Annotated in this window: 24 protein-coding genes; 10 read left to right on the forward strand and 14 right to left on the reverse strand. The window is 37.6% G+C overall.

The genetic code is table 11. From position 1 onward, the window contains the following. Window positions 1-24: 24 nt before the first annotated feature. Window positions 25-2202: a transglycosylase domain-containing protein gene (locus tag ACW2QC_RS08635; protein WP_457543561.1), complete on the reverse strand. Its 2178-nt coding sequence runs from the start codon at window positions 2200-2202 to the stop codon at window positions 25-27. A gap of 182 nt (window positions 2203-2384) precedes the next feature. On the opposite strand from ACW2QC_RS08635, the gene ACW2QC_RS08640 reads away from it, so the two are divergent. Then, window positions 2385-2885 (forward strand): antibiotic biosynthesis monooxygenase family protein, encoded by a 501-nt coding sequence (locus ACW2QC_RS08640; protein ID WP_457543562.1) that lies wholly within the window; start codon window positions 2385-2387, stop codon window positions 2883-2885. A gap of 75 nt (window positions 2886-2960) precedes the next feature. Here ACW2QC_RS08640 and ACW2QC_RS08645 read toward each other — a convergent pair whose 3' ends face one another. From ACW2QC_RS08645 to ACW2QC_RS08660, 4 genes are all read right to left on the reverse strand, one after another. Next, the gene (locus tag ACW2QC_RS08645; protein WP_457543563.1) at window positions 2961-3590 is read right to left on the reverse strand and encodes a response regulator; all 630 of its coding nucleotides are present in this window, start codon (window positions 3588-3590) and stop codon (window positions 2961-2963) included. Window positions 3591-3606: 16 nt separating this feature from the next. Next, entirely contained in the window at window positions 3607-4644 is a 1038-nt protein-coding gene (locus ACW2QC_RS08650) for a histidine kinase (protein ID WP_457543564.1), read from the reverse strand. Between the two features lie 14 nt (window positions 4645-4658). Continuing rightward, a complete protein-coding gene (gene liaF, locus ACW2QC_RS08655) occupies window positions 4659-5402 on the reverse strand; it encodes a cell wall-active antibiotics response protein LiaF (RefSeq protein WP_457543565.1) in 744 nt (247 codons plus the stop codon). Window positions 5403-5485: 83 nt separating this feature from the next. Next, window positions 5486-6139 (reverse strand): phosphatase PAP2 family protein, encoded by a 654-nt coding sequence (locus ACW2QC_RS08660; protein WP_457543566.1) that lies wholly within the window; start codon window positions 6137-6139, stop codon window positions 5486-5488. Window positions 6140-6249: 110 nt separating this feature from the next. Here ACW2QC_RS08660 and ACW2QC_RS08665 point away from each other — a divergent pair, with 110 nt between their 5' ends. Beyond that, complete coding sequence (locus tag ACW2QC_RS08665) at window positions 6250-6684, forward strand: ferritin-like domain-containing protein (RefSeq protein WP_457543567.1); 435 nt, start codon at window positions 6250-6252, stop codon at window positions 6682-6684. A gap of 116 nt (window positions 6685-6800) precedes the next feature. Next, window positions 6801-7973, forward strand: coding sequence for a M20 family metallopeptidase (locus ACW2QC_RS08670; RefSeq protein ID WP_457543568.1), 1173 nt, complete (start codon window positions 6801-6803; stop codon window positions 7971-7973). Between the two features lie 96 nt (window positions 7974-8069). Here the strand turns inward: ACW2QC_RS08670 and ACW2QC_RS08675 are convergent, their stop codons facing one another. Further along, a complete protein-coding gene (locus tag ACW2QC_RS08675; protein ID WP_457543569.1) occupies window positions 8070-9281 on the reverse strand; it encodes an ABC transporter permease in 1212 nt (403 codons plus the stop codon). After that, window positions 9274-10017: an ABC transporter ATP-binding protein gene (locus ACW2QC_RS08680; RefSeq protein WP_457543570.1), complete on the reverse strand. Its 744-nt coding sequence runs from the start codon at window positions 10015-10017 to the stop codon at window positions 9274-9276. The genes ACW2QC_RS08675 and ACW2QC_RS08680 overlap by 8 nt, the downstream gene beginning before the upstream one ends. Window positions 10018-10614: 597 nt before the next feature. On the opposite strand from ACW2QC_RS08680, the gene ACW2QC_RS08685 reads away from it, so the two are divergent. The 3 genes from ACW2QC_RS08685 (at window position 10615) to ACW2QC_RS08695 (ending at window position 12337) form a co-directional block, all read left to right on the forward strand. Continuing rightward, entirely contained in the window at window positions 10615-11040 is a 426-nt protein-coding gene (locus ACW2QC_RS08685; RefSeq protein WP_457543594.1) for an HIT family protein, read from the forward strand. A 118-nt stretch (window positions 11041-11158) separates the two neighbouring features. Further along, window positions 11159-11680 (forward strand): tryptophan transporter, encoded by a 522-nt coding sequence (locus ACW2QC_RS08690; RefSeq protein WP_457543571.1) that lies wholly within the window; start codon window positions 11159-11161, stop codon window positions 11678-11680. Window positions 11681-11965: 285 nt separating this feature from the next. Next, complete coding sequence (locus ACW2QC_RS08695) at window positions 11966-12337, forward strand: YtxH domain-containing protein (protein ID WP_457543572.1); 372 nt, start codon at window positions 11966-11968, stop codon at window positions 12335-12337. Window positions 12338-12796: 459 nt separating this feature from the next. Here ACW2QC_RS08695 and ACW2QC_RS08700 read toward each other — a convergent pair whose 3' ends face one another. From ACW2QC_RS08700 to ACW2QC_RS08710, 3 genes are all read right to left on the reverse strand, one after another. Beyond that, window positions 12797-13750, reverse strand: coding sequence for a glycine betaine ABC transporter substrate-binding protein (locus tag ACW2QC_RS08700; RefSeq protein WP_457543573.1), 954 nt, complete (start codon window positions 13748-13750; stop codon window positions 12797-12799). An 82-nt stretch (window positions 13751-13832) separates the two neighbouring features. After that, window positions 13833-14669 carry an ABC transporter permease gene (locus ACW2QC_RS08705; RefSeq protein ID WP_457543574.1) on the reverse strand — a complete coding sequence of 279 codons (837 nt, stop codon included), beginning with the start codon at window positions 14667-14669 and terminating at the stop codon, window positions 13833-13835. Further along, complete coding sequence (locus ACW2QC_RS08710) at window positions 14662-15876, reverse strand: quaternary amine ABC transporter ATP-binding protein (RefSeq protein WP_457543575.1); 1215 nt, start codon at window positions 15874-15876, stop codon at window positions 14662-14664. The genes ACW2QC_RS08705 and ACW2QC_RS08710 overlap by 8 nt, the downstream gene beginning before the upstream one ends. Window positions 15877-16322: 446 nt before the next feature. On the opposite strand from ACW2QC_RS08710, the gene ACW2QC_RS08715 reads away from it, so the two are divergent. After that, window positions 16323-16817 (forward strand): GbsR/MarR family transcriptional regulator, encoded by a 495-nt coding sequence (locus ACW2QC_RS08715; RefSeq protein ID WP_457543576.1) that lies wholly within the window; start codon window positions 16323-16325, stop codon window positions 16815-16817. A gap of 117 nt (window positions 16818-16934) precedes the next feature. On the opposite strand, the gene ACW2QC_RS08720 is transcribed toward ACW2QC_RS08715, so the two are convergent. Further along, a complete protein-coding gene (locus ACW2QC_RS08720; RefSeq protein WP_457543577.1) occupies window positions 16935-17276 on the reverse strand; it encodes a DUF1878 family protein in 342 nt (113 codons plus the stop codon). A gap of 167 nt (window positions 17277-17443) precedes the next feature. Here ACW2QC_RS08720 and ACW2QC_RS08725 point away from each other — a divergent pair, with 167 nt between their 5' ends. From ACW2QC_RS08725 to ACW2QC_RS08735, 3 genes are all read left to right on the forward strand, one after another. Further along, window positions 17444-17989 (forward strand): DUF3267 domain-containing protein, encoded by a 546-nt coding sequence (locus ACW2QC_RS08725; RefSeq protein WP_457543578.1) that lies wholly within the window; start codon window positions 17444-17446, stop codon window positions 17987-17989. A gap of 847 nt (window positions 17990-18836) precedes the next feature. Continuing rightward, window positions 18837-19025, forward strand: a complete 189-nt coding sequence (locus ACW2QC_RS08730; RefSeq protein WP_106498102.1) for a hypothetical protein — start codon at window positions 18837-18839, stop codon at window positions 19023-19025. 114 nt (window positions 19026-19139) lie between these two features. Next, entirely contained in the window at window positions 19140-20039 is a 900-nt protein-coding gene (locus tag ACW2QC_RS08735; RefSeq protein ID WP_457543579.1) for a peptidylprolyl isomerase, read from the forward strand. An 83-nt stretch (window positions 20040-20122) separates the two neighbouring features. On the opposite strand, the gene ACW2QC_RS08740 is transcribed toward ACW2QC_RS08735, so the two are convergent. The 3 genes from ACW2QC_RS08740 to ACW2QC_RS08750 all read right to left on the reverse strand — a co-directional run bounded on the left by ACW2QC_RS08740 (window position 20123) and on the right by ACW2QC_RS08750 (window position 22025). Beyond that, window positions 20123-20311, reverse strand: a complete 189-nt coding sequence (locus ACW2QC_RS08740; protein WP_457543580.1) for a sporulation YhaL family protein — start codon at window positions 20309-20311, stop codon at window positions 20123-20125. A 55-nt stretch (window positions 20312-20366) separates the two neighbouring features. Continuing rightward, entirely contained in the window at window positions 20367-21314 is a 948-nt protein-coding gene (gene yhaM / locus ACW2QC_RS08745; RefSeq protein WP_457543595.1) for a 3'-5' exoribonuclease YhaM, read from the reverse strand. 159 nt (window positions 21315-21473) lie between these two features. Beyond that, window positions 21474-22025 (reverse strand): GbsR/MarR family transcriptional regulator, encoded by a 552-nt coding sequence (locus ACW2QC_RS08750; RefSeq protein ID WP_457543581.1) that lies wholly within the window; start codon window positions 22023-22025, stop codon window positions 21474-21476. Between the last annotated feature and the right edge of the window lie 451 nt (window positions 22026-22476).

The raw sequence follows: 22476 nt of genomic DNA on the forward strand, positions 1-22476 counted from the left end.
TTAATTGTCATTAATTTGTCTTAATTATAAGGCCAGTTCAACCGTATTCGATTTTTTTCCTTCGACTTTTGTTAGTGGATTATATGGAACCACATAATAATGTTCGGATCGAAGCAGGGACATATTCTTAATAATGAATTCGTTGCTATCCTCCACAACACCAATTCGTTTATCGATTCCTTCCTCGTTTTCCTTGTAAATATGGTAAACAACCCGTTCGTCCTCAGCACCAGACCACAATAATCTCCCTTTCACAAGCGAAAAACCGCCAAACGTATAATCCGCCTTAGCGATAATAGATTCCGGCAAATTAATTGGCCTTGGTACAGCTTCCACATTGTCCGGTTTCTTGAAAGTTGTTTGTAATGACGTTTGCTTATCTAGTTCGCTTAATATCTTTTTTGTCAGTTCTGTGGGATATTCACTTCCACCAGTCAGATAATGATTTTCATCCGACTTATCATATCCCATCCACAATGCACTAACATACTGCGGTGTATATCCAACGAACCAAGCATCTTTATCCTTACCTTCAACATATGGATGTTGCGTTGAACCAGTTTTTCCGGCTAGCGCATTTGCATATTCACCCTTACTTGCCGTCCCATTATCAACGGTTTCCTGTAAGATCTCGGTTATATTCCAAGCAACTTGTGCGTCAAATACCGCTTTTTCAGAAGGCTCTGCTTGAAAAATCAATTCATCTTCCTGATTATAAATCCGGTCAATCGAATGAGTTTCAATTGTTTTTCCATCATGGACAAAGGTACGATAGCTTTTTACCATGTCAAGTGGTGTCAGCCCCTGTTCCAAACCGCCGAGCGCAATAGCTAAACCATCATCTGGTAGCGAAATATCCATTTTTTCCAGATAATCTTTTGCATACGGTATACCAATTTGATCAAGCAGCCAGATAGCAGGAGCGTTTTTTGATTCGACAAGTGCTTCATATATCGACACCGCTCCATCATATTGGTCATCATAATTCGTTGCAATATACCCGTTACGTTCGATTTTTTGATCGGGTACCAAGGAATATGGTTGATAGTTATCTTTCATCATCGCTGGTGCATACACTGCAATTGGCTTCATTGTGGAACCAGGCTGACGTTTAACTGTCACGCGATTTAGCTCTCCTAATTGATAATCCCTGCCACCTATCGCCGCAACAATTTCTCCGTTATTTTGATCCATCATGACAAAAGCACCTTGTACACCTGTCGTATTTCCCGGGAAATAGTCATCGTTTTTGAATTGGTCATAGGCAATTTGTTGGGCTGTCTCGTCCATATTCACCACAATTCGATACCCGCCACGCTTTAGTTCATTGATTGACAGTTGATGTTCCCGTGCAGCTTCTTTCATCACTAAGTCAACATAGCTGTCAACAGACGGATTTTCTGTTTGTTTTTTCACATGCAGCCCTAATGTTTTTCCTTGCTCTTGAACACGTTTTTTTGTCGACATCATTCCTGCATCATCCATTGCTTTTAATACGACATTTCTTCGTGTTAAAGCTTTTTCTGGATAATCAATTGGGGAATAACCATTTGGCGCCTTTGCCATCCCGGCTAAAAGTGCGCCTTCTGTTACAGACAACTCTGCAGCTGATTTAGAAAAAAACAATTGTGATGCTGTTTCAATTCCATAGACACCACGACCGAAATACATTTGATTCAAATATAATTCCAGTATTTTTTCTTTTGAAAAATTGCGTTCTAAGTATATTGCTGCCATGACTTCTTTTGTTTTGCGCATCCATGTTTTATCATTGGATAAGAACAAATTTTTGGATACTTGCTGGGTTATCGTACTCGCACCTTCAACCTTACTCATTGCGATAATATCTTTAAATACAGCCCGAAATGCTGATTTAAAATCGACACCAGCATGCTCATAAAATCGTCTGTCCTCAATGGCGATAAACGCATTTTTTACATGATCAGGTACATTTTCAATTGCTATCAAATTTCTGTTTTCATGATATAATGAAGCAATAACTTCCCCATCTTGCGTCTCAATTATTGTCGTCGAATCCAGCAGCAAATCTTGTTCATCCACGACCAGGCTTCCACCGAATAAAATAACAAGGTAGCCAAGTAATCCAAAGAATACAATAAATCCAACAATGAAAGTCGGCCACTTTATATGATCCGGTATTGCTTTCAGCCGATTCATTACCGTGTTATCCTTACTGTTCATAGTTCACCCCTATAATGATTGCAACTTGCAATCGCTTTGTATAGTATACGACATATTTCAGCAAATCGAAAGCAATAATATTTACTATCAGATAATAATTATTATAATTATGTAGTGGATTAATCACCAATTGTAAAGGGTATAATGGGGACGAAACATTTTTTTCGGGAGGAGAATGAAACGTGAATGCATATATGACAAATGGAACGTATGACTTTTTAACAAAACTACAGGAGAAATATCCAAAGATCAACTTCTTTTACATGTCCAGTGGTTCGAGTACACTTGCCTATTACGAAGGCCAACAGAAAGATGTTTTTGCTGCCGGCCGGGAATTTGAAGCTATCGATACTAGCGGAGAGATCAAGCAAAGCGGATTTATAGTGATGAACAATATTCCAGTAACTGATGATGGGACTGCCATGTTTGAGGAGCGCTTTAAACAGCGGCAAAGTGAACTTAATAAAACGCCTGGCTTCCAAGCATTCCGTTTATTACGACCTAAAAAAGGAAACACTTATGTTGTTTTAACACAATGGGCTTCAGAGAACGATTTCAACAACTGGAAGAACTCCGATTCATTTAAAAAACAGCATCAAGCAGGGCCTACAAAACCGCCCGCATTTTTTGCAGATAAACCATTTATTACGAGTTATCATATGATTGATCCGGATAAAATCTAGCTTATGGCAGACAAAATATGAACAAAAATGGCTTCACATATAATTGTGCAGCCATTTTTATTCTAAATTATTAATTCAGTGTATCAACTTGTTCCGATGCACATAAACCGCTGCCTGTGTACGGTCGTTAACAGCTAATTTCCCCAATATGTTGCTAACGTGCGTTTTCACTGTTTTAATACCAATATACAATTTCTCACTGATTTCCTGGTTGGTCATTCCATTACCGATACAAAGAAGTACTTCCAATTCCCTGTCTGTCAAATCTTCGTGGGGCTTTTTTGGTATCGTGCGAAAAGTTGTCATCATCTTGCTAGCAACTTTCGATTCGATCACTGTTTCACCCTTAGCCCCCTTTTTGATCGCTTCTGTAATTTCCTCAGCTGAAGAAGTTTTTAAAATATAGCTGAATGCTCCTGCTTCAATCGCTGGGAAAACCTGCTCATCGTCATAATAGCTTGTAAGAATAATAATCTTACAATCAGGTAATTCGTCCATAATTTGTTGTGTTGCTTCAATACCCGTTCCATTCTCCATGATTAAATCCATTAAGACAACGTCCGGCTTTGTCTCCAGCACAAGTTTTGCCCCTTCATTTCCGCTTGCTGCCTCGCCAACGACATCAAGTTCATCATCTGTTCGTAAATAGGCTATAATTCCTTTACGAACAATTTCATGATCATCAACGACTACCACTCGAATCATACTATTTCCCCCCTTATTAACTAGGAATGCGGATATCAATATAGGTGCCCTCTCCCTCGTTTGACCGTACAACAAACGTACCACCTAATTCCTCTGCACGTTCCTTCATAGTTTTTAGTCCATATGACGTTTTCCGAACCGTATCCTGTTCCATAGTAAAACCAGCACCATTGTCACCAATATGCAAAAATAATTCATTCTCTCTCTTGTTCAACTGTAAGGTAACTTCGGTCGCATTCGCATGACGCAATATGTTTGAGAGTGATTCTTGAATAATTCGAAACACATGTTCTTCCGTTGTTTCGGATAAAGTCAAGTCATCATCAATGAACAAATAGAAATCGATCGTACTTTTTTGCTTCAATTCGTCTATTAGTTTTTTCACACCTGAGGAAAGCGCTTCCCCTGACAAATGTACAGGACGAAGGTGTAACAACAATGCCCGCATTTCTGTTTGTGCTTTTAGGGCTGCAGTCGCTACCTCCTGCATCTGTTCTTTAGCAATTTCCGGCTTTTTCTCCATTTGCCTCACCGCTGCTTCTGACATCATCGTCAGCGCAAATAATTGCTGGCTAACAGCATCATGAAGGTCGCGTGCTAATCGCTGACGTTCCTCAATAACTGCAGCTTTATGTGCTGATTTTGCAAAATCTGCTTTTTCATCGGCCATCCGCTGCAAGGATTTTACTTGGTTTTGCAGTTTTTCACCTAACGCATTAAGTTCATTAGCGATTCTCGTAATTTCGTCATCTTCGTTAAAATAAATCCGTGAATGATAGTTTCCGTTAGCAAATTGCGTAATCAACACTGAAAGGTAATCGACTCGTTCCTTCATATCACTACTAGATTTAAATCCGGCATAAAAGGAGATAATAATTCCTAGAAAAATATACAATAATACATAAACAAAAATACTTGTTGCGTTTAACCAAACTGGTGCAAATAACACATATATCGACAATAACAATGATAAAAGTGTAATCATTGTCAAAAACAAACCATATAAATGGGAGCGAATATAACTAAAGCGTATGCTACTAAACCGTTTAATCATGATTTCTTCCCCCTTTACACAACATCAACGCGGATGGATCCTGCTTTTAACTTTAATTTGATATCCAACTTGCGGATCGCCTTTTCGTAATCCATTGACTCATATAAAATACTGCGGTTATTCCCATCAGTTGTCTGGTCAAGGATATTAATTTCACCGGCTTTCACTGATGCATCAACGCGAAAAGCGACATGTTCCGGTAACAAAATTTGCACATCACCAGCCCAACTGTTGATGGTAATCGGAATCTCTTTTTCGGGAATAAATGCTTTGGAAAAGTCAATATAATAATCTCCCGCCGCATTCCATAAATCCATTGGTTCCACTTTCCAATTTTGTTTCTTAAATTCATAATCACCAATTGAAAAACGATGTGTCTGCTTATTATAAGTTTCCTTCTTATCATCTTTCACGTGAACATGAAGCTTATGTTTACTTCCCGGCTTAATAATACTGTAACCAATATAAATAATTAATAATGGCCAAAGCTTTACAATATCGGAAAATGTAAAATCAATAATTGCTAATTTTCCTAAAAGTAAGAGCCCCCCAAAGATAACGAATAACGAGCCAAAAATCCAACTGCCGCTTTTATGTTTAAAGTTATCAATAAACAATTTCAAGCCAAGTAGAATCAAAATCAGCGGAATAATTAGATTCCAGTAATCATCAATCCGAAAATCTATAATTCCAATATTTGTCAAGACTAAAACTGCACCAAGTATTATTAGTCCGAATGCCAATATATAGCGAAACATTATGGAACACCTCCCGGTTAATCTTTATCCTACCACATCGTATAAAATTGAATAATGAACCCTGGCTTGATTTTACCTCCGTCTTAAGTCGGATATATTTGCAATCGGAATTTTCGTACATATTCGTAAACCTTAATCCACAGAACCAAGAAAGCAAAACCAAATACAAAACCCGCTAACACATCGGTTAAATAATGCACACGGATCATGTAACGACTAATTCCAATAGCAAATATAAGGATAGTTCCACTGATTTGTAAGACGATAACGGCTTTTGCAGTCTTCAGTTTTTGCGTCATAAAATAAATCAACAAGCCATAACACACCATCGAAATCATTGCATGTCCAGACGGAAAACTATACCCTTCTGCTTCAGCCGCCGCAAAAATACGTGGGCGTTCCCGTGCAACAATTATTTTTATGCCGATGTTTATCATGTAGCTGAGCAGTATACCTCCAACAAACATGAAACAGACAAACCAATTACGATAAATCCACCATAATAGAGCACCTGCGAATATGGTGAACGGCATCAGAAAACTGCCCGATCCAAGTTCCGTTAGCCAACGAAATAAGAAATATAAATTGGTTTTATCTAATCCTTCCACAAAGTCGCGTGTCCATTGATCAACATATGGGACTACACCATTTTTAATCTTTACTATCCATAGTAAAGATGTGAATAACAATAGCACGATTAGAAAAAGATAGAAATAGCGTCTTTTTTTATTGGACATAACCCGAAACCTCCTAATTCCCATCATACTCCAAAAAAGATGTTTATACTATTTGATTTCGGGAATCTATATTATATAAATAAAATACTTATGTAAGGTTGGGATTAATAATGAATGAAGATTTAAAACAACTAATTGACGGATTAAATGTAGACTTATCACATGAATATGGCGCAGCAATTCAATACACGTATAGTGCATCAGTGGTATCAGGATTATACCGATCGGCTTTAAAACCATTTTTTGAAAGTGAGATCAACGATGAAATGGGACATGCTGCATACTTATCGGAAAAAATCAGTGCACTAGGCGGAACACCAACAACAAAATCTGCTGAAGTTGAACAACCAACAGAAGTAAAAGCTTTACTGGAAGCGACATTAAAAGCAGAAAGTGCCACAATTGAGCGCTATGAACAGCGTAAGCAACAAGCTGCTGATTTAGGTTACACGGAGCTTGTAGTGAAACTTGAGGATTTAATAGCTGATGAAACACATCATAAAGAAGAAGTAGAGCGCTTACTTGCTGATCCAAGATTTTCATAAGACATATCTTTTCCCCTTTTTAAAGGATAGCTTTTACAGGCTGTCCTTTTTTTACTCTTTCACTTCAAAAAAATGCTATAATATTAATAAATCTAAAAATTGGGGGAATTATGGTCATGTTAAAAAAAATACATAAAGCAATTGACGATCTTTACCCGGAAATGGTAAGGACACGAAGATATTTGCATCAACATCCCGAGTTATCCTTCCAAGAAACAGAAACTGCAAAATTCATAGCAAATTTTTATAAAGGATTAGGGATTCCTTACCAAGCGAACGTTGGTGGCAATGGTGTTATCGCCACATTAAAAGGCGGAAAACCCGGTAAAACAATTGCATTAAGAGCTGACTTCGATGCACTACCGATTCAGGAAGAAAATGATGTACCGTATAAATCGACTGTTGATGGTGTAATGCATGCATGTGGACATGATGGCCATACAGCTACATTATTAACACTTGCTAAGGCTGTTCTACCTTTTCAACAAGACATTCCCGGTACGATTGTCTTTTTACACCAGTACGCTGAGGAATATGCACCAGGTGGGGCAAAACCAATGATAGAGGCAGGAGCACTAAACGGTGTTGACGCCGTTTTCGGTACACACCTATGGGCAACAACACCACTTGGCGTTCTCCAAACATCTAAAAATACCTTTATGGCTGGAGCCGATCGCTTTGAAATAACGATCCAAGGGAAAGGCGGACACGGTGGTTATCCACACGAAACAAATGATGCGATCGTAATTGGCACACAACTTATTTCACAACTCCAGCAAATCGTTTCAAGACGAATAGACCCTTTAGAAACAGCTGTCGTCACAGTTGGTATATTTGAAGCAGGTAGCGCCTTCAATATCATCGCTGATAAGGCAAGGTTGGTCGGCACAGTTCGCCACATTGATACGGCTATTCAGGAACGAATTATTACGGAAATAGAGAGGATTACCAAAGGAGTTTGTGTAGCGCATGATGCTTCTTTTACACTAAATTATGAAAAAGGTTATCCCCCATTAGTAAATCACGAAAATGAAGCGGGGTTGGTTATCGAAGCAAGCAAACAAATTAGCGAAATTAACCGAAGTGAATATGTGTTACCCGTTATGGGTGGTGAGGATTTTGCCTATTATATGCAGGAACGCCCTGGTGCTTATTTCTTTACCGGTGCCAAAAAAGAAAGCAACCCATACCCTCACCATCATCCGAAATTTGATATTGATGAACGAGCATTGCCGATTGCAGCGAAAACATTAATAGAAGTATATTTCAAATATCAACAACAAAATTAGACAAAAAGAGGTTATCACAGACACAATACATCTGAGATAACCTCTTTTTTTACGTTAATACGAGCTGCAGATAGCAACAAACAATGCAAAAACAGCCTACGTTAATTTCTGTTTTACATACCCCGTAATAAACAGGTAATTAAACAATAATCCCCCAACTAACGTGATTCCAAATCCTTGGTAATCGCCAAAGAATAAGAAAATGCCTGCATAGATAAATGTCTGAATAAATGTTAGCTGAAACAGCCATTTTAGAACAGCTTGTTGTCTGTACTGCTTAGAAACGGGATAAAGATCAAGCCAAATGTTCGTCCGATGATGCTGATACAATGTCATCATCTGAAAACTACTCATATATAAAAATAATAACGCAAAAATAATTTTCACCCAGCCATTTGGCACGAAATAAATGACTAGTCCACCAATCACAATTAAACGCAAGTACATTCCCAAATAATCACCACTACGGATGAACGTGATGCGATACAAATAATCAAAGGTAGATTTTTGCTGAAAAGGAACTCGATCAACAAGTGACACAAGCCAATGCCTTTTCTTCACCCGATTTTTTAAATGTGGGACATCCGTAAACATATTGGCAATCCGGTAAAAAAACTGCATCCGATTACGATCCTTTTCCACTAACAAATCCCAGACGATACCTGCTTGTTTTCGAGAAACACGTAAGTCATACAAAAACACACAGATAAACAGAATCGTTGCAATGGAGGCAAGAATCATATCCCCATGAAGAAAGAAATAAAACACCGCACAATTTAACAGTAACCGTGCCAAGGTGTCGACCTGTCTGACCCCTGGCTCTCTTATCTTCAGCATCCACCAGTTTGCCAAAAGGTTCCATACTTTAAAGATCAGCACCACAGCAATTGTAATTAAATAAACCTGACCACTACGATCCGGATATGATGCAAAATAAAGTGGTCCAAACGCTGCTACTGTTAGCAAAATTAAGTACAGCTGGATAACAAAGCTATAAATTAACGCATTGCGAAAATAAGCACCCATCTTATGTTCCGCCGCAATTAAGAAAACTAAATCTGGCTCTTGTAGCAATGTTCGAACAGGACTATAACTCACCAATAAACCAAGTACAATTCCGATTATCCATGCTGTTGGAAAATTTGCTGGCAAATCAGTTAACCATTGTTGATAATAGTAGGCAAATGCTGAAATAAAAAACAGCATAGCAACCGCCATATGTCCAGTAAATATATATTTTAGGTAACGACTTGTCTCTTTTAAATGAGTAGAAAACCGCTTTTTAAAAAATGCATGCGAATCAAACATGGCTTTCTTCCTTTGTCAATTGAACATATAAATCATCCAAAGTTGCATCAGGCATTTGAAAATTCTTTCGCAACTCAGCCAGCGTACCAATTGCTCGAATTTTGCCATCGTGTAAAATAACAAATCGATCACAATAGCGCTCCGCTGTTGCTAAAATATGCGTTGACATTAAGACGCCTGAGCCATTTGCCTTCATTTCGTCCATTAATTGGAGATACGACTGAATGCCCAGCGGGTCTAATCCTACAAAAGGTTCATCAACAATGTATAATGGCGGTTCAATTAAAAACGCGCACATAATCATTACTTTTTGCCGCATGCCTTTGGAAAAATGAACCGGAAACCATTTTAATTTTTTCTCCATTCGAAATTCCTTTAGGAGTGGTTGCAATCTTTTTTCAAACAAGTCTTCTGGGATATCATAAGCCATTGCTGTTAAGCGTAAATGTTCATAAAGTGTTAATTCATCATATAATATCGGCATTTCTGGTATGTATGCCATTTGGTTCCGATAAACTTCCGGATTTTGTTCAAATGTTTTGCCGTTGACCGAAACTGTCCCTTTTTTAGCCTGCATCAAGCCAATAATATGTTTAATTGTTGTACTTTTACCGGCACCATTCAAACCGATTAATCCAACTATCTCTTTTGGAAAAACATCAAATGAGATGCCATGCAATACATTTTTATGTGTATAGCCACCATGAAGGTTTTCAATATGCAGCAAAGGTTTCACTAAAACTTCCTCCTATTTCAATAAGCGCGAAGCAGGCAAATTCCACCCACGCCAGACGTCAATCGCCTACCTAAAATTTTACCATTTATCATTGCTAAAGCCAAAACAAACTGTGCAAGGAAATTCGACAAAAAAATTTAAAAAAGATGTGTATAAAAAATTAATATCGGCACAAAATAGTTATTGAAGAACGGGGATGCTTCACTACAAAAAATTTTCGTGTGAAAACAAATGAGGTGTTGGTGATGGGAACACTAATATGAATTTGTATATTAACACAAAAATGAGGTGTTGGTGAAAGATATTCTAATGATATAAAACCCTTCTGCCAGAATTCATCCCAAGGACTTCCTTGAGATGCTGACAAAAAGGTTTTTGTAATCAAGTTATAAGCCAAGCGGCCAATTAACGAACATTACTAAAGTCCCCAACGTTAGATCATATCGATATCCTCGTTCTTCAATAACAGGCTAGCCCCGCCAAGGGCTAGTCCTGTTTGTTTTTTGGGTTAATTTTCGCCTATAAAAAGACAGAAAACTTTACATACTTTACTGTTCCTATATACAATAAGAGAAACGAAATGAAGGAGGAATCATGATGCCACATGAAGATTGCATTTTTTGTAAAATCATTAATGGAGAAATTCCCTCAGCAAAAGTATATGAGGATGATCACGTGTATGCCTTTCTTGATATTAGTCAAGTAACAAAAGGTCACACATTAGTTATTCCAAAAACGCATACAAAAAATATTTATGAGACACCACCCGAAGTTGCCAAGGAATTATTTGCCCGTATCCCGAAAATTGCCAATGCGATTAAAGAAGTATACCAGCCTATTGGGATGAACCTATTGAACAACAATGAAGCACCAGCTGAACAATCCGTATTTCACTTACATATTCACATCATTCCGCGCTATGGAAAAGGTGATGGTTATGATTTGGGCTGGACAACACATGAAGACGATTATACACCAGATGACTTGCAGCAAATAGCTAAGGAAATTAATGAAGGTATTTAGAAATTGATGCTTTTTATTTAGTATGTTATTTGGTATAATAATGATAAGTTTCTGCAACTGGCGATGAGCGCACAGTTGGGAAGTAAATTAGCATTAGCTGAGTAGAGGAGAGATACAAGTGAATACAAGAGTTTTAGTTATTTTATCATTACTTGTAGGAATTGGTGCAGTTCTGCACGCAGTAGTACCCGCGATTCTATTTGGAATGAAGCCAGATATGTTGTTAACGATGATGTTCCTAGGAATTATGTTATTTCCGAAGACTAAATATGTTGTCCTGTTAGCAATTGTAACGGGGATATTATCTGCTTTGACAACATTAGTACCTGGTGGGCAAGTAGCTAATATGATTGACAAACCAATCACAGCACTTTTATTTTTTGGCTTGTTCTTATTCATAAGAAATAAAATGAATGGTAATATTAGTGCCCCTTTCCTTACAGCAGTTGGTACCATTATTAGTGGATCTATTTTCATAAGTTCCGCACTTTACATTGTTGGTTTAATGGATGGAGCGTTTACGGCATTATTTTTAACTATTGTTTTGCCTACTGCTGTGGTAAACACAATCGTCATGATTGTTATTTATCCAGTTGTCCAACGAATCCTAAAAAGAACACATCTAATTACTATTTCGTAATTTATTTGAGACTGAACTTTAATAATCCTCTGGCACAAGCCTGTCAGGGGTTTTTTTACGAACAAAAGCGTAAGCGCCCGTTTAGCGACGTACGGACTGAAAGAATAGATAATAGTTGAAGGGATCCTGGAAATTTGGATCAGTCTCCCCTTTTTCTTATACTTTTTTTCAGAAAACCTTTATAATAAAAGTATACTTTGCATATTATCTCTTTTCACGTTTACTAATCAGTTGAAAAGAGAAAAACATATACTAAACTTGTTAATTGAAAGGAGTATTCACGTTATGGCTAATGGCAGGTCATTATTATTAGGGTTTGTAGTTGGAGGCGTCGTTAGTACTACTGCTACACTACTAAGTACACCTTCCTCTGGTAAAGATTTGCGAATCCGTGCAAAACAGCAAGGTGTTGAATGGAAACAGATGCTTGCTAATTTAAGACGAGATGGAATGCGATTGAAAGAACAAATTACCTCTACTTCAAAAGAGGGGGCAACATTAGTTAAAGAGTTAACAAAAGAAATGATGGTTTCAGTCCAGGATTGGAAAGAATCAGTTGGGCCACATCAAGAAAATATTCAACGATACTTAGAACAGATCGAATCCAGCTTAAAAGACCTCGAGGATAAAATGCAAAATCAGCAAGAAAAATATTAAAAAGAACCGGCTGTCTTTAGCAAAGATAGCCGGTTCTTTAGATATATTATATGTAAAAAGGAACAATTACCTCATATCCTTCCTAAACGAAAAAAAGTTTTTCAACAAAATACCTAACATTAGATTTGTCATAAAAGTACTAGATCGCACTCAAATATGACTTACATACGTGAGTGTCCTTACTTACTCACCCACTTTTCATTCGAACGATTGGCTTTGAATTTAGGTTTACATTTTCATCCTTGTATCACCAAACTTAAAATGTGTTTTCAGATATATGTACTAGTGAACAAACATTAGAGATAGAATGACACTTCCATTAGGCTTCCGGATTCTAAGCTTTTCTTTTCAATAGCTATACATCTTCTTGACATAAAAATGCTCCCCTCAAATAAACAAATTTGCATTTGAGGGGAGCATATCAAGTCAGTCTAGCTTTTTGTTTCATTCTTTAAAAGATTACTTGTCACCTAAACCTTCTGTCCATTTTTTAAGTAGGTCAGGATTGTCTTCAAGGAATTGGCTTGCAGCTTCATCTTCAGCAGCACCACCGTTAATGGCAACAAGCAGCTCGTTTTCTATTTCCTCATTGTAATCTTCTGTCAAACGCTGCATTACTTCATATGCAGCAGGTGAGTCTTCTTTAAAGTTTTTATTTGCTATAGCTTCGATACGGTCACCATCACCACCATAGATTTCTTTAGGATCTTCCAACATTTTCAAATCCATCTCAGCAAATGCCCAGTGTGGTTTCCAAAGTGGCACAATGATTGGTTCCTCATCAGCAATTCTAGATTTCAGTTCGGAAAGCATAGCCGCTTCAGAACTTTCCTGAAGAGTCCAGTTTTCCAGTTTATATTCTTCTAAAGCTTTTACAGTATTCTGCATAATGCCGGCACCCGGATCAATACCAACAACAGTCCAATCCACTGACTCGCCTAGATCTTTATTGTCTTTAAGATCTTCAATGGAATTAACATCTTCCATATAGGATGGAACCGTTAAGGCAAGCGGAGCTTTTGCAACGAATTCGCCAACAGATTCAACATCATCTTCGTACTTCTCCCAATAAGATTGGTGTGTTGCCGGTAGCCATGAAGCCGTCATGAACGCTGCATCACCATTCGCAACACTTGACCACATAGCGCCTGCTTCAACTTGTGTAGTTTCTACATCGTATCCAACTTCTTCAAGTACCTGTTTAACTAAAGGCGTACGTGCAAGTGCTCCAGCCCAAGCGACATATGGTACAGTTAGTTCTTTTTCACCGAGTTCCACACCGCTGTCACCATTACTGTCATTACCGCTGTCGTCAGCGCTGGAATCTCCCTCATCTTCTCCGCCACATGCTGCCAATGTCACAGCCAGCACAAGCGCTGCTAGCAATCCTAAAAATCTGAACTTCTTAAACATAAGAATGTCCCCCTTCTAAATTTAATGTTTTATATAGTTAAGAGTTCTTGGCTTTATTGCCTGGAAAACTCTAAAACTGCTATTATTTATTAATCCCTTGCGTTATTCGGTCGAATAATATCGCCAATATAACAAGGGAAAGTCCACCCTCAAATCCAGGTCCAATTGCAACTTGTGTTACCGCTCTGTATACAACTGTTCCAAGCCCTGGAGCTCCTACCATTGAGGCGATTACAACCATCGATAATGAAAGCATGATAGTTTGATTAATACCGGCCATGATTGTTGGCATGGCAAGCGGTATCTGAACTTTTGTCAACCTTTGTCCAGTTGTAGAACCAAATGCATTTGCCGCTTCAATCAGCTCTGCATCAACTTGCCTAATCCCAAGATTCGCCAGTCTAACTGTCGGTGGCATGGAGAAGATAATTGTTGCAACAACACCAGGCACCATACCAAGACTGAAGAAGACAACAGCCGGAATTAAGTAGACAAATGCAGGCATTGTCTGCATGAAGTCAAGTATAGGTGTGATAACCGACTGAACTGTAGCTTTTTGTGACATCCAAATACCAATTGGAATCCCAATAATCATCGAAATGATAACGGAGACAACAACAAGTGAAATTGTTTCAATCGTTTCAGTCCAATATCCCAGGTTATTAATAAGACCAAGACCAATAAGTGCAAATAGACCAAGTTTCCAATTTACAACCCACCATGCAAGCAATGCAATTAGCACAATTAACACCAACGCAGGTACAAGTTCCAACAACCAAACAGAGTTCTCCGTGATAAATTCAACAACTGCTGAAATGGTGTCAAAAAAGGCCGCCAAGTAAGTAGTCAAAAAGTCAACTAATGATTGTACCCATTCATCTAATGGGAGCTTTGGAAATAGTGCTCCTTCATTATCCATTTGCTTCTTCCCCCCCATTTCCGTTTAACACTTGACCATTACCAGCAAGCGCACCAATAACGGAACCTCTAACAACAATTCCGACCAGTCTTCCTTCGTCATCTAAAACGGAAAGCGGCGCCTTATCATTAGACATCGGTTCAAACATATCAGATAGCAATGTATCCTGTTTAACTGTCGGTATGTCCGTTGTCAAAACATCTTTCAAACTCATATTCCCTTTAGTGGCATCAGCTGCCTGGTCTGCCGTTACATAGCCAAGTAACTTTTTCTTCTTATCAACAACATAAATTGTCGAAACACCATTATCTTTCATCAGTTTTAGTGCAACATTTGCACCTCTATCAACAGATATACTTTCAGCACGCTTCATAATATGTTCTGCCGTAAGTACCTTTGAAAGATCAACATCCTCAACGAAGCGTTCAACATAATCGTTGGCCGGATCCATCAAAATTTCTTCGGCTGTACCGACCTGTACGATGGAACCGTCTTTCATTAAAGCAATCCTATCACCGATACGTAATGCCTCATTTAAATCATGTGTAATAAAGATGATTGTTTTGTTCACGGATTGCTGCAAATCCATTAACTCATCCTGCATATCTTTCCGAATTAATGGGTCCAGTGCACTAAATGCTTCATCCATTAGAAGAATATCCGGATCATTTGCTAATGCTCTTGCCAAGCCAACACGCTGTTGCATGCCGCCGGAAAGTTCATTTGGGTATTTGTCCAGATAACCTCCCAAACCAACCAGTTCAAGTGCTTCACGCGCTTTTTTCTCACGTTCTTCTTTATCTACCCCTTGTATCTCCAATCCATATTCAGTATTTCTTAGTATCGTCTTATGGGGAAGGAGAGCAAAATTTTGAAAAACCATACTCATCTTTTTTCTGCGCATATTCCGTAGCTGCTCTTTATTCATACTCGCCACATTTTCATCACCAAGCCAAATCTCACCTGAAGTTGGCTCGATTAAGCGATTAAGCATGCGGACAAGTGTAGATTTACCACTTCCAGACAGCCCCATAATAACGAAGACCTCGCCATCATTAACCTCAAATGATGCCTGATTAACACCAACTGTCATCCCGGTTAATCCAAGAATTTCATCTTTTGTTTTATTTTGATCAAGGTATTTGATGGCCTGTTTCGGACGCTTGCCGAAAATCTTTGTTAAGTTATTAACCTTAATTTTACTCATTTTTTCACCTCACAAATTCTATAATTCTAGTTTTACTTTGAAGAAGTAGTTTTCAAAGAATACAGAAAACAGTAGTTGTTTATCTGCTATTAAAAACTCAAGTAAATTTTGACCCCTACTAAAGAACTGTTTTAATGCTATTTTTAAAATAAAGGACAATAGTCTTAAAACTTTTCTATTAGATTTGAACATGAAGCACCCTCGAATAGAATTATCGATGCCGCATCGTTCACTCTTAATACTATATATCTAAACCCTTCATCATTTCAAACATTAAATTCCGCTGATTTTGTATGTTTTTTTCGTACAGTTTATTCTGTACGGACTTTTTATTGAGATTCCTTTTAATTACTTAAAATTACTCCCATTTCCTATCCAATTGTCTATTTTCAATATTTTTCATTTTGTTGTAACCTTTTATATAGCAACGCTTTTAGGAGGATTTTATGTTCGAACAACGAAATGAAGCAATCACAAATAAAATTATCAGTGAGTTTGCCAAAACAATCGAAATGTTTGATTTATCTTCATCTGAAGCGCGTCTGTTCGCTTTTTTATATTTGAAAGAGCATCCCATGACATTGGATGAAATGAGCGAGGCATTAGGAAAAAGCAAAACATCTATGAGTACAAGTGTTAGAAGTTTACTAGATTTGAATCTTGTTACACGTGTGTGGAGAAAAGGGGTACGAAAAGATTTATATCAAGCAAATACACATTTATTTAAATCATTTATGAATGCTTCCATAACCAAATGGATTGATGCCACGAACCATCAGCGTGATTCATTGGAAGAAATGGTTGAGGGGGTTAAATCACAACTAGTAAACCAGGAAGGAAATAAAGAACTCGTTTCCATTGAAAATCAATTAACTCATATTATTGAATTTCATCAACAAATTGAAAAAGCATTTAGGGACATGAAAAATGAGGATACATAAACAAAATTTGTTTAAAATTATGAATCGCCACGCATGAATATAGATAATAAAACAGCATGTCCCAAAAGGAACCGTTTTCACCCGCAATTTCCCTCTTTTGGGACACTCCATCCTATACTATATATCATCACATTCTACAATTCGAATAAATTCATTCATGAGAGAAGGAAAATAGCCTTCTTTTTTTAATGCAAAAATAGTTTTAGTAGGATCTAATTTTTCAGTAAGCATTCCAGCAAAATGGATCAGCAGTGAAGTGAAATCTAAAAACCCCTCCTCCTTTTGAAAGGTGAATTTTTCATTCAACATATCTAATAATTGAAAAAGTTCATAGTACTCCCGATACGTAATATTATTTTCAATGATTAATTTAATAAAGGGATATTGATTAATGTCAATAAGCTTTGATAATAACTGCAAATGAAAGGCTGTCGTATCGTCTTTTTTTAAGTTGTTCAATCGCTATTTCTCCCCCTTTTTATACCAGGAAATGATTGAGTGAAATCAGCAGAAAAAAAAGATAAAATTTATGTTAAAAACCTATTGCTTTTTATGTAAAAACATACTATTATTCTTCGTGGACTTACGATGATTTTTCACGAATGTTTAGCAAGGAGGGGTCAAAAATGAACTGCTGGAAATCAATTAATTTAAAGAAAGAGTTCGGATTAACCCGTATCTATTTTATTTCATTTTTGATCAGTATAATGGCGTTTATTTTCCTTTATGTACCATTATCCATTATCCATGGAACAACGAAAGTTAATGAAGCTGGTATTATTCCATTCAGCATTGCTTTAATCATGTTGCCTATCATACATTCGTTTATGCATATTTTACCACTAATTCTAACCAATAAACGAACAAAAAAGAATTTTAAATCAAAAAAAATATTGTTACCAAAGTTAACGTACCATCCAATCGCATATTTATCAAAGCCATTATCTTTGTTTGTTTCTTTAGCACCAACTCTTTTTGTTACGATACCAGGTATTGTAGCTAGCTATTATTTTGTTGATTATTATGTTTATATTTTAATATTTACGTCCTTTCATATCGGTATATCGTTTACTGACTTTTTATACGTTGTTCATATTATAAAAGCACCAAAAAAGTCATTTATCGAAAATGAACATGATGGATTTGCCATATTAGTAAAAGCACAAGATTAACAGGATCTGCAACGTGATTGCAGGTCCTGTTTTTTTGGAATGGCTGTTTTCTAATAGTTGTTTTTTTCACAATAGATATAAAATGCGACGTAACTGCTGGGCTCTTTTCTATAAGTACGTGCATTTCCCGCCGTCCGGGATCGCTCCGGGTGGATGCTTTCCGCGGGCACGGCCTCAGCCTCCTTGCCCCGGCGAGGGGTATGTCGACGTTGTCCGCAAAGGACGGTATTAGTCGACCATCCTTTTCCAACCACTCTTTGGGGTCTTCGGACACGTGCTGTTCCCGCAGGAGTCACCACCCTCCGCTCCCCCGGACTAGTGAAGTGGTAGGATGCGACTTTATAGAACACGTACTACTATAGTTAGTAAATGCAACACTAGCGGAGGAAATACACGGAGACTCCGGCGGGAGAAAAGGCCTAGGTGAGACCCCGCAGAGCGAAAGGGGAACAAAGGCTAAGATCGCCACGTCCTGTGGCAACGCCTTCGTGACCAACGTCGTGTTGGCCTGAGGAGGCTCAGCAGCCACCCGCGGAAAGCGTAGTGTATTTCCGGAGCGGGTAAACGCACCAACCATCATTTCAAGTTGTGTCGCATTTTATATCAACTACGAAATTTTAAAAGCAACAAACATTAAAAAGAGCCTTTAGCAGACAGCCCTTCAGATAAAGCATATCATTTCAACTTTGTATCGAATACGTTACCCAAAATAACAACGCTTCTTTTTACTCGGGAAAATGGACAATCTATACTGTTCAGAGCGGCTATATTTTGGTACAGTTATAAATATGATACTATAATTACATAATTCGTAACATATGCTATGTCTTATTAGGAGGTTTTACATGTGATTATTGCTTTTGCAGTTTATGCACTATTTATTCTGTTGATTTTCAATTCATTAACAAATAGTTTTTGCCTAAAGATGGAAATGAACCAACATAAACAATCCCGTGTTTTTCGAATGATAAATATTATGATTATTGTCTTACTCATCTCTTCTTATGTAAAAGTATTAAATGTGGTTGGTGTGTAAGTATAGTTAAAAAAATCGAACTGCAGGACTATTTTTTTTTTGGACTAAAATGTGGTATATTTATCATTAGCTTTAAAAATCAATGGAAACAATTAGATTAGGAGTGTTCGATTAATGAAAAAATTAGCAATTGCACTTACACTTTCAGCTGGCGTCCTTGGCTTATCTGCCTGTTCAAACGGTGATGATTCAGAAGCTGTTGTTGAAACAGACGCAGGCAATGTAACAAAAGATGAGTTTTACCAAGCCTTAAAAGACGAATACGGTGACGTTGTATTAAACCAGTTGGTAACAGAAAAAGTTTTAGAGGATAAATATGATGTATCGGATAAGGAAATAGATAAGCAAGTTAAAGAGGCAAAAGATCAATTAGGTGATCAATTCGAAATGGCCTTACAACAACAAGGAATTAAAGACGAAGATGATTTCCGTAACAAATTGCGCCTAAGCCTTTTACAAGAAGCTGCAATTTCAGAAGACATTAAAATCAGCGATGAGGAATTAAAAGAGCGTTATGAACGTATGAAAACGGAAATAAAAGCACAACACATTTTGGTTGATGATGAAAAGACAGCAAAAGAAGTGGAGAAAAAGCTTGATGAGGGTGGAGACTTTGCTAAATTAGCAAAAGAATATTCAACCGATAAAGCAACTGCTGAGAAAGGCGGCGATCTTGGTTACTTCTCAGTTGGTAAAATGGATCCCGCTTTTGAAGATGCTGCATATAGCCTAGAAAAAGGTAAAATTAGTGATCCTGTTAAATCACAATTCGGTTACCATATCATTAAAGTAACGGACAAGCGTAAAAAAGATGAGGACATTGGCAAATTTAAAGATAATAAAGACGATATTCGTCGTGAAATTCTAAATCAAAAAGTTGATCCACAGAAAGCACAAGAGAAAATTTCTGGTCTGCTTGAAGATGCAGATATTAAAGTAGAAGATGAACAATTTGAAGGGCTCTTCAAAAGTGCTGACGACAAAAAAGATGATTCAAAAAAAGAAGATAAATAAAACAAACAAGGAGGCAAGTGCTACGATGCACTGCCTCCTTTTTATGTGAGTGAGAAGAAAAATATATGAGATCTAATTCGTTCTTAGGACATATTTCGTTGCTGTTTATTTTTTCGCTCTGCTTCCATTCGTTCTATATACACATTTCCCTCACGCTCAATAAATTGATGCTCCAACTTCTTTTCGGCACGTATTGCTCGAAAGGCCATATATCCGCTCAAAAAGATAAAAAGAATTATCATAAATACCCACCAAGGCACTCCAGCGATCATTTACTTGTCCCCCTTGTCCATCATCTACCACATGTATATGTACAAAGGGTTGGAATTATTCATTTTCAAACAACGGTTTATAAAATTGCCGATTGTCCATAGCAAATAATCGCTCGGTAAATTCACCAGGTTTAACTTTCGATAAGGATCGATTTAGCATATTCATTTTAGCATCGATTAAATCGATTAGATGTAATATTTCTGCTTCTCGAACCAGCGGTGGCTTTGGACTTCCCCACTCTGCTTTGCCATGATGGCTTAGAACAAGATGCTGCAAAATCAGTACTTCTTCCCCTTCAATTTGCAATTCTTTTGCAACATGACCAATTTCCTCAACCATCATCGGAATATGCCCAAGTAATTTTCCTTCAATCGTATATTTTGTCGTGACAACCCCTGATAATTCCTTCAATTTGCCTAAGTCATGTAAAATAATTCCGGCGTATAATAAATCTTTGTTTACATCTGGGTACAATTTATGTACTTCTTTTGCGAGTGCCAGCATACTGACGATATGATGTGCTAACCCTGAAACATATTCATGATGGTTTTTGGATGCTGCAGGATAAGTTAACAATGCTTCCTGGTATTTTTTGATAAAAGCTCGCACAATTCGCTGCATTGCTGGATTTTTCATTTCAAAGACTGCCTCTGTAAGCTTCTCCATTAGTTCATTTTTAGCAACGGGGGCCTTTTCAACAAATTGGGAAACTTGCACACCATCCGTCGCTTGTGCAATGCGAATTCCCATAATTTTCAATTGGGGTTTCCCGCGGAATTGATTGACTTCCCCATTTAATTTAATAATTTGTTCTGGAATATATAGTGCTTCATCTTCTTTTGACACATCCCACAATTTCGCCTCAATTTCCCCTGTAGCATCACGTAAAATTAGTGTAAGGAATGGCTTCCCATTACTCGTAACACCCCTTGTTGCATCTTTAATGAGCATGAAGTCATCAATCGAGTCACCTATATTCGAATATCCTATACCTTTTGCCATCATTCTTCCTCCCCCAGAAAAATCAGCATTTGTCTCGTCTAGTGGGCGCTGAAGTTATTCTTATGCTATAATCTTAAAATATAAAAGGATTGACCTTAAACAGACGCCAGGCAATAGTTGCTAAAATCGTTTGCTTTACTGTCAATCCTTCCAGATTATTTATTCACTATTTTTTGGAATGTAGTTGAAAATTTCGCCTGATTCCATCACCCGGATGAACTTCATCAGCCACTTATAATAATTTTGTGCGTAACGCAGCCGATCAATATCATCGTTAATTTTTATTTTTAATGACTCATCATTTGTTGCCTGCAAAATGTTTTCTAATTCTTCAACTGCTTCATCCGCTTCTTCAATGTTTGTTTCAGTATGTTGACGCCATCTGTTGCCAAACAAGGATGTAAATGATTTATACCAGTCATCTTCTGTTTGATATAAATCTTTGCGGATACCTTTTTTAAACGTTGATTCTACCATCTTCATCTCTGAAAGCGCTCGAACACCTGTTGACATACTTGTTTTACTCATTTTTAGAGCTTCTCGCATATCATCTAACGTCAATGGTTTTTCCGCAAAGTATAACACGCCATATAATCGTCCAACAGATGAAGTTATGCCGTACAAATTCATGTTTTTGGCGATAACCTGAATGAACTTTTCAATTGTTTCCTCATACTTTTCCCAATCCTTTGATACCTGTTCCTCTGACAATGGATTTCCCTCCACCTGGTTATTAATCATTAAAGTGCATGTTCAAAAAAGTTGCCAATTTGAAGCAAGATCTACTAAGAACGTCATGTCAATAGCCAACGTCGACATTTGCACATCCTCGAAAAAGAAATACACTTTTTCTTCGTGCGATGTATCGCTCTCGTAGCCTTCCTTGTCCTGTGCGTCAAAGGTCGAGACGGCATAGCTCCTGAGCCCCGGAGTGTACATAAATAGGTACATGAGAAGGGGGCTTGCACAGGACGTGCTGACTTCTGCGTTGGCTATTGACGTGGGTGGTTTTAGCAGAAGTTCCTTGAAAGCCAACGAAGAGATTTGCCCGCTTATTATTTGGTGACTTTTTGAACAACCTCTTAAAGCATATAAAAATAATGATTATCTGGAAATAGTTTATCATTATTTATCAAGAAATGCGAACAGTATTTTCTAAATG

Source organism: Virgibacillus sp. FSP13, assembly GCF_054048505.1.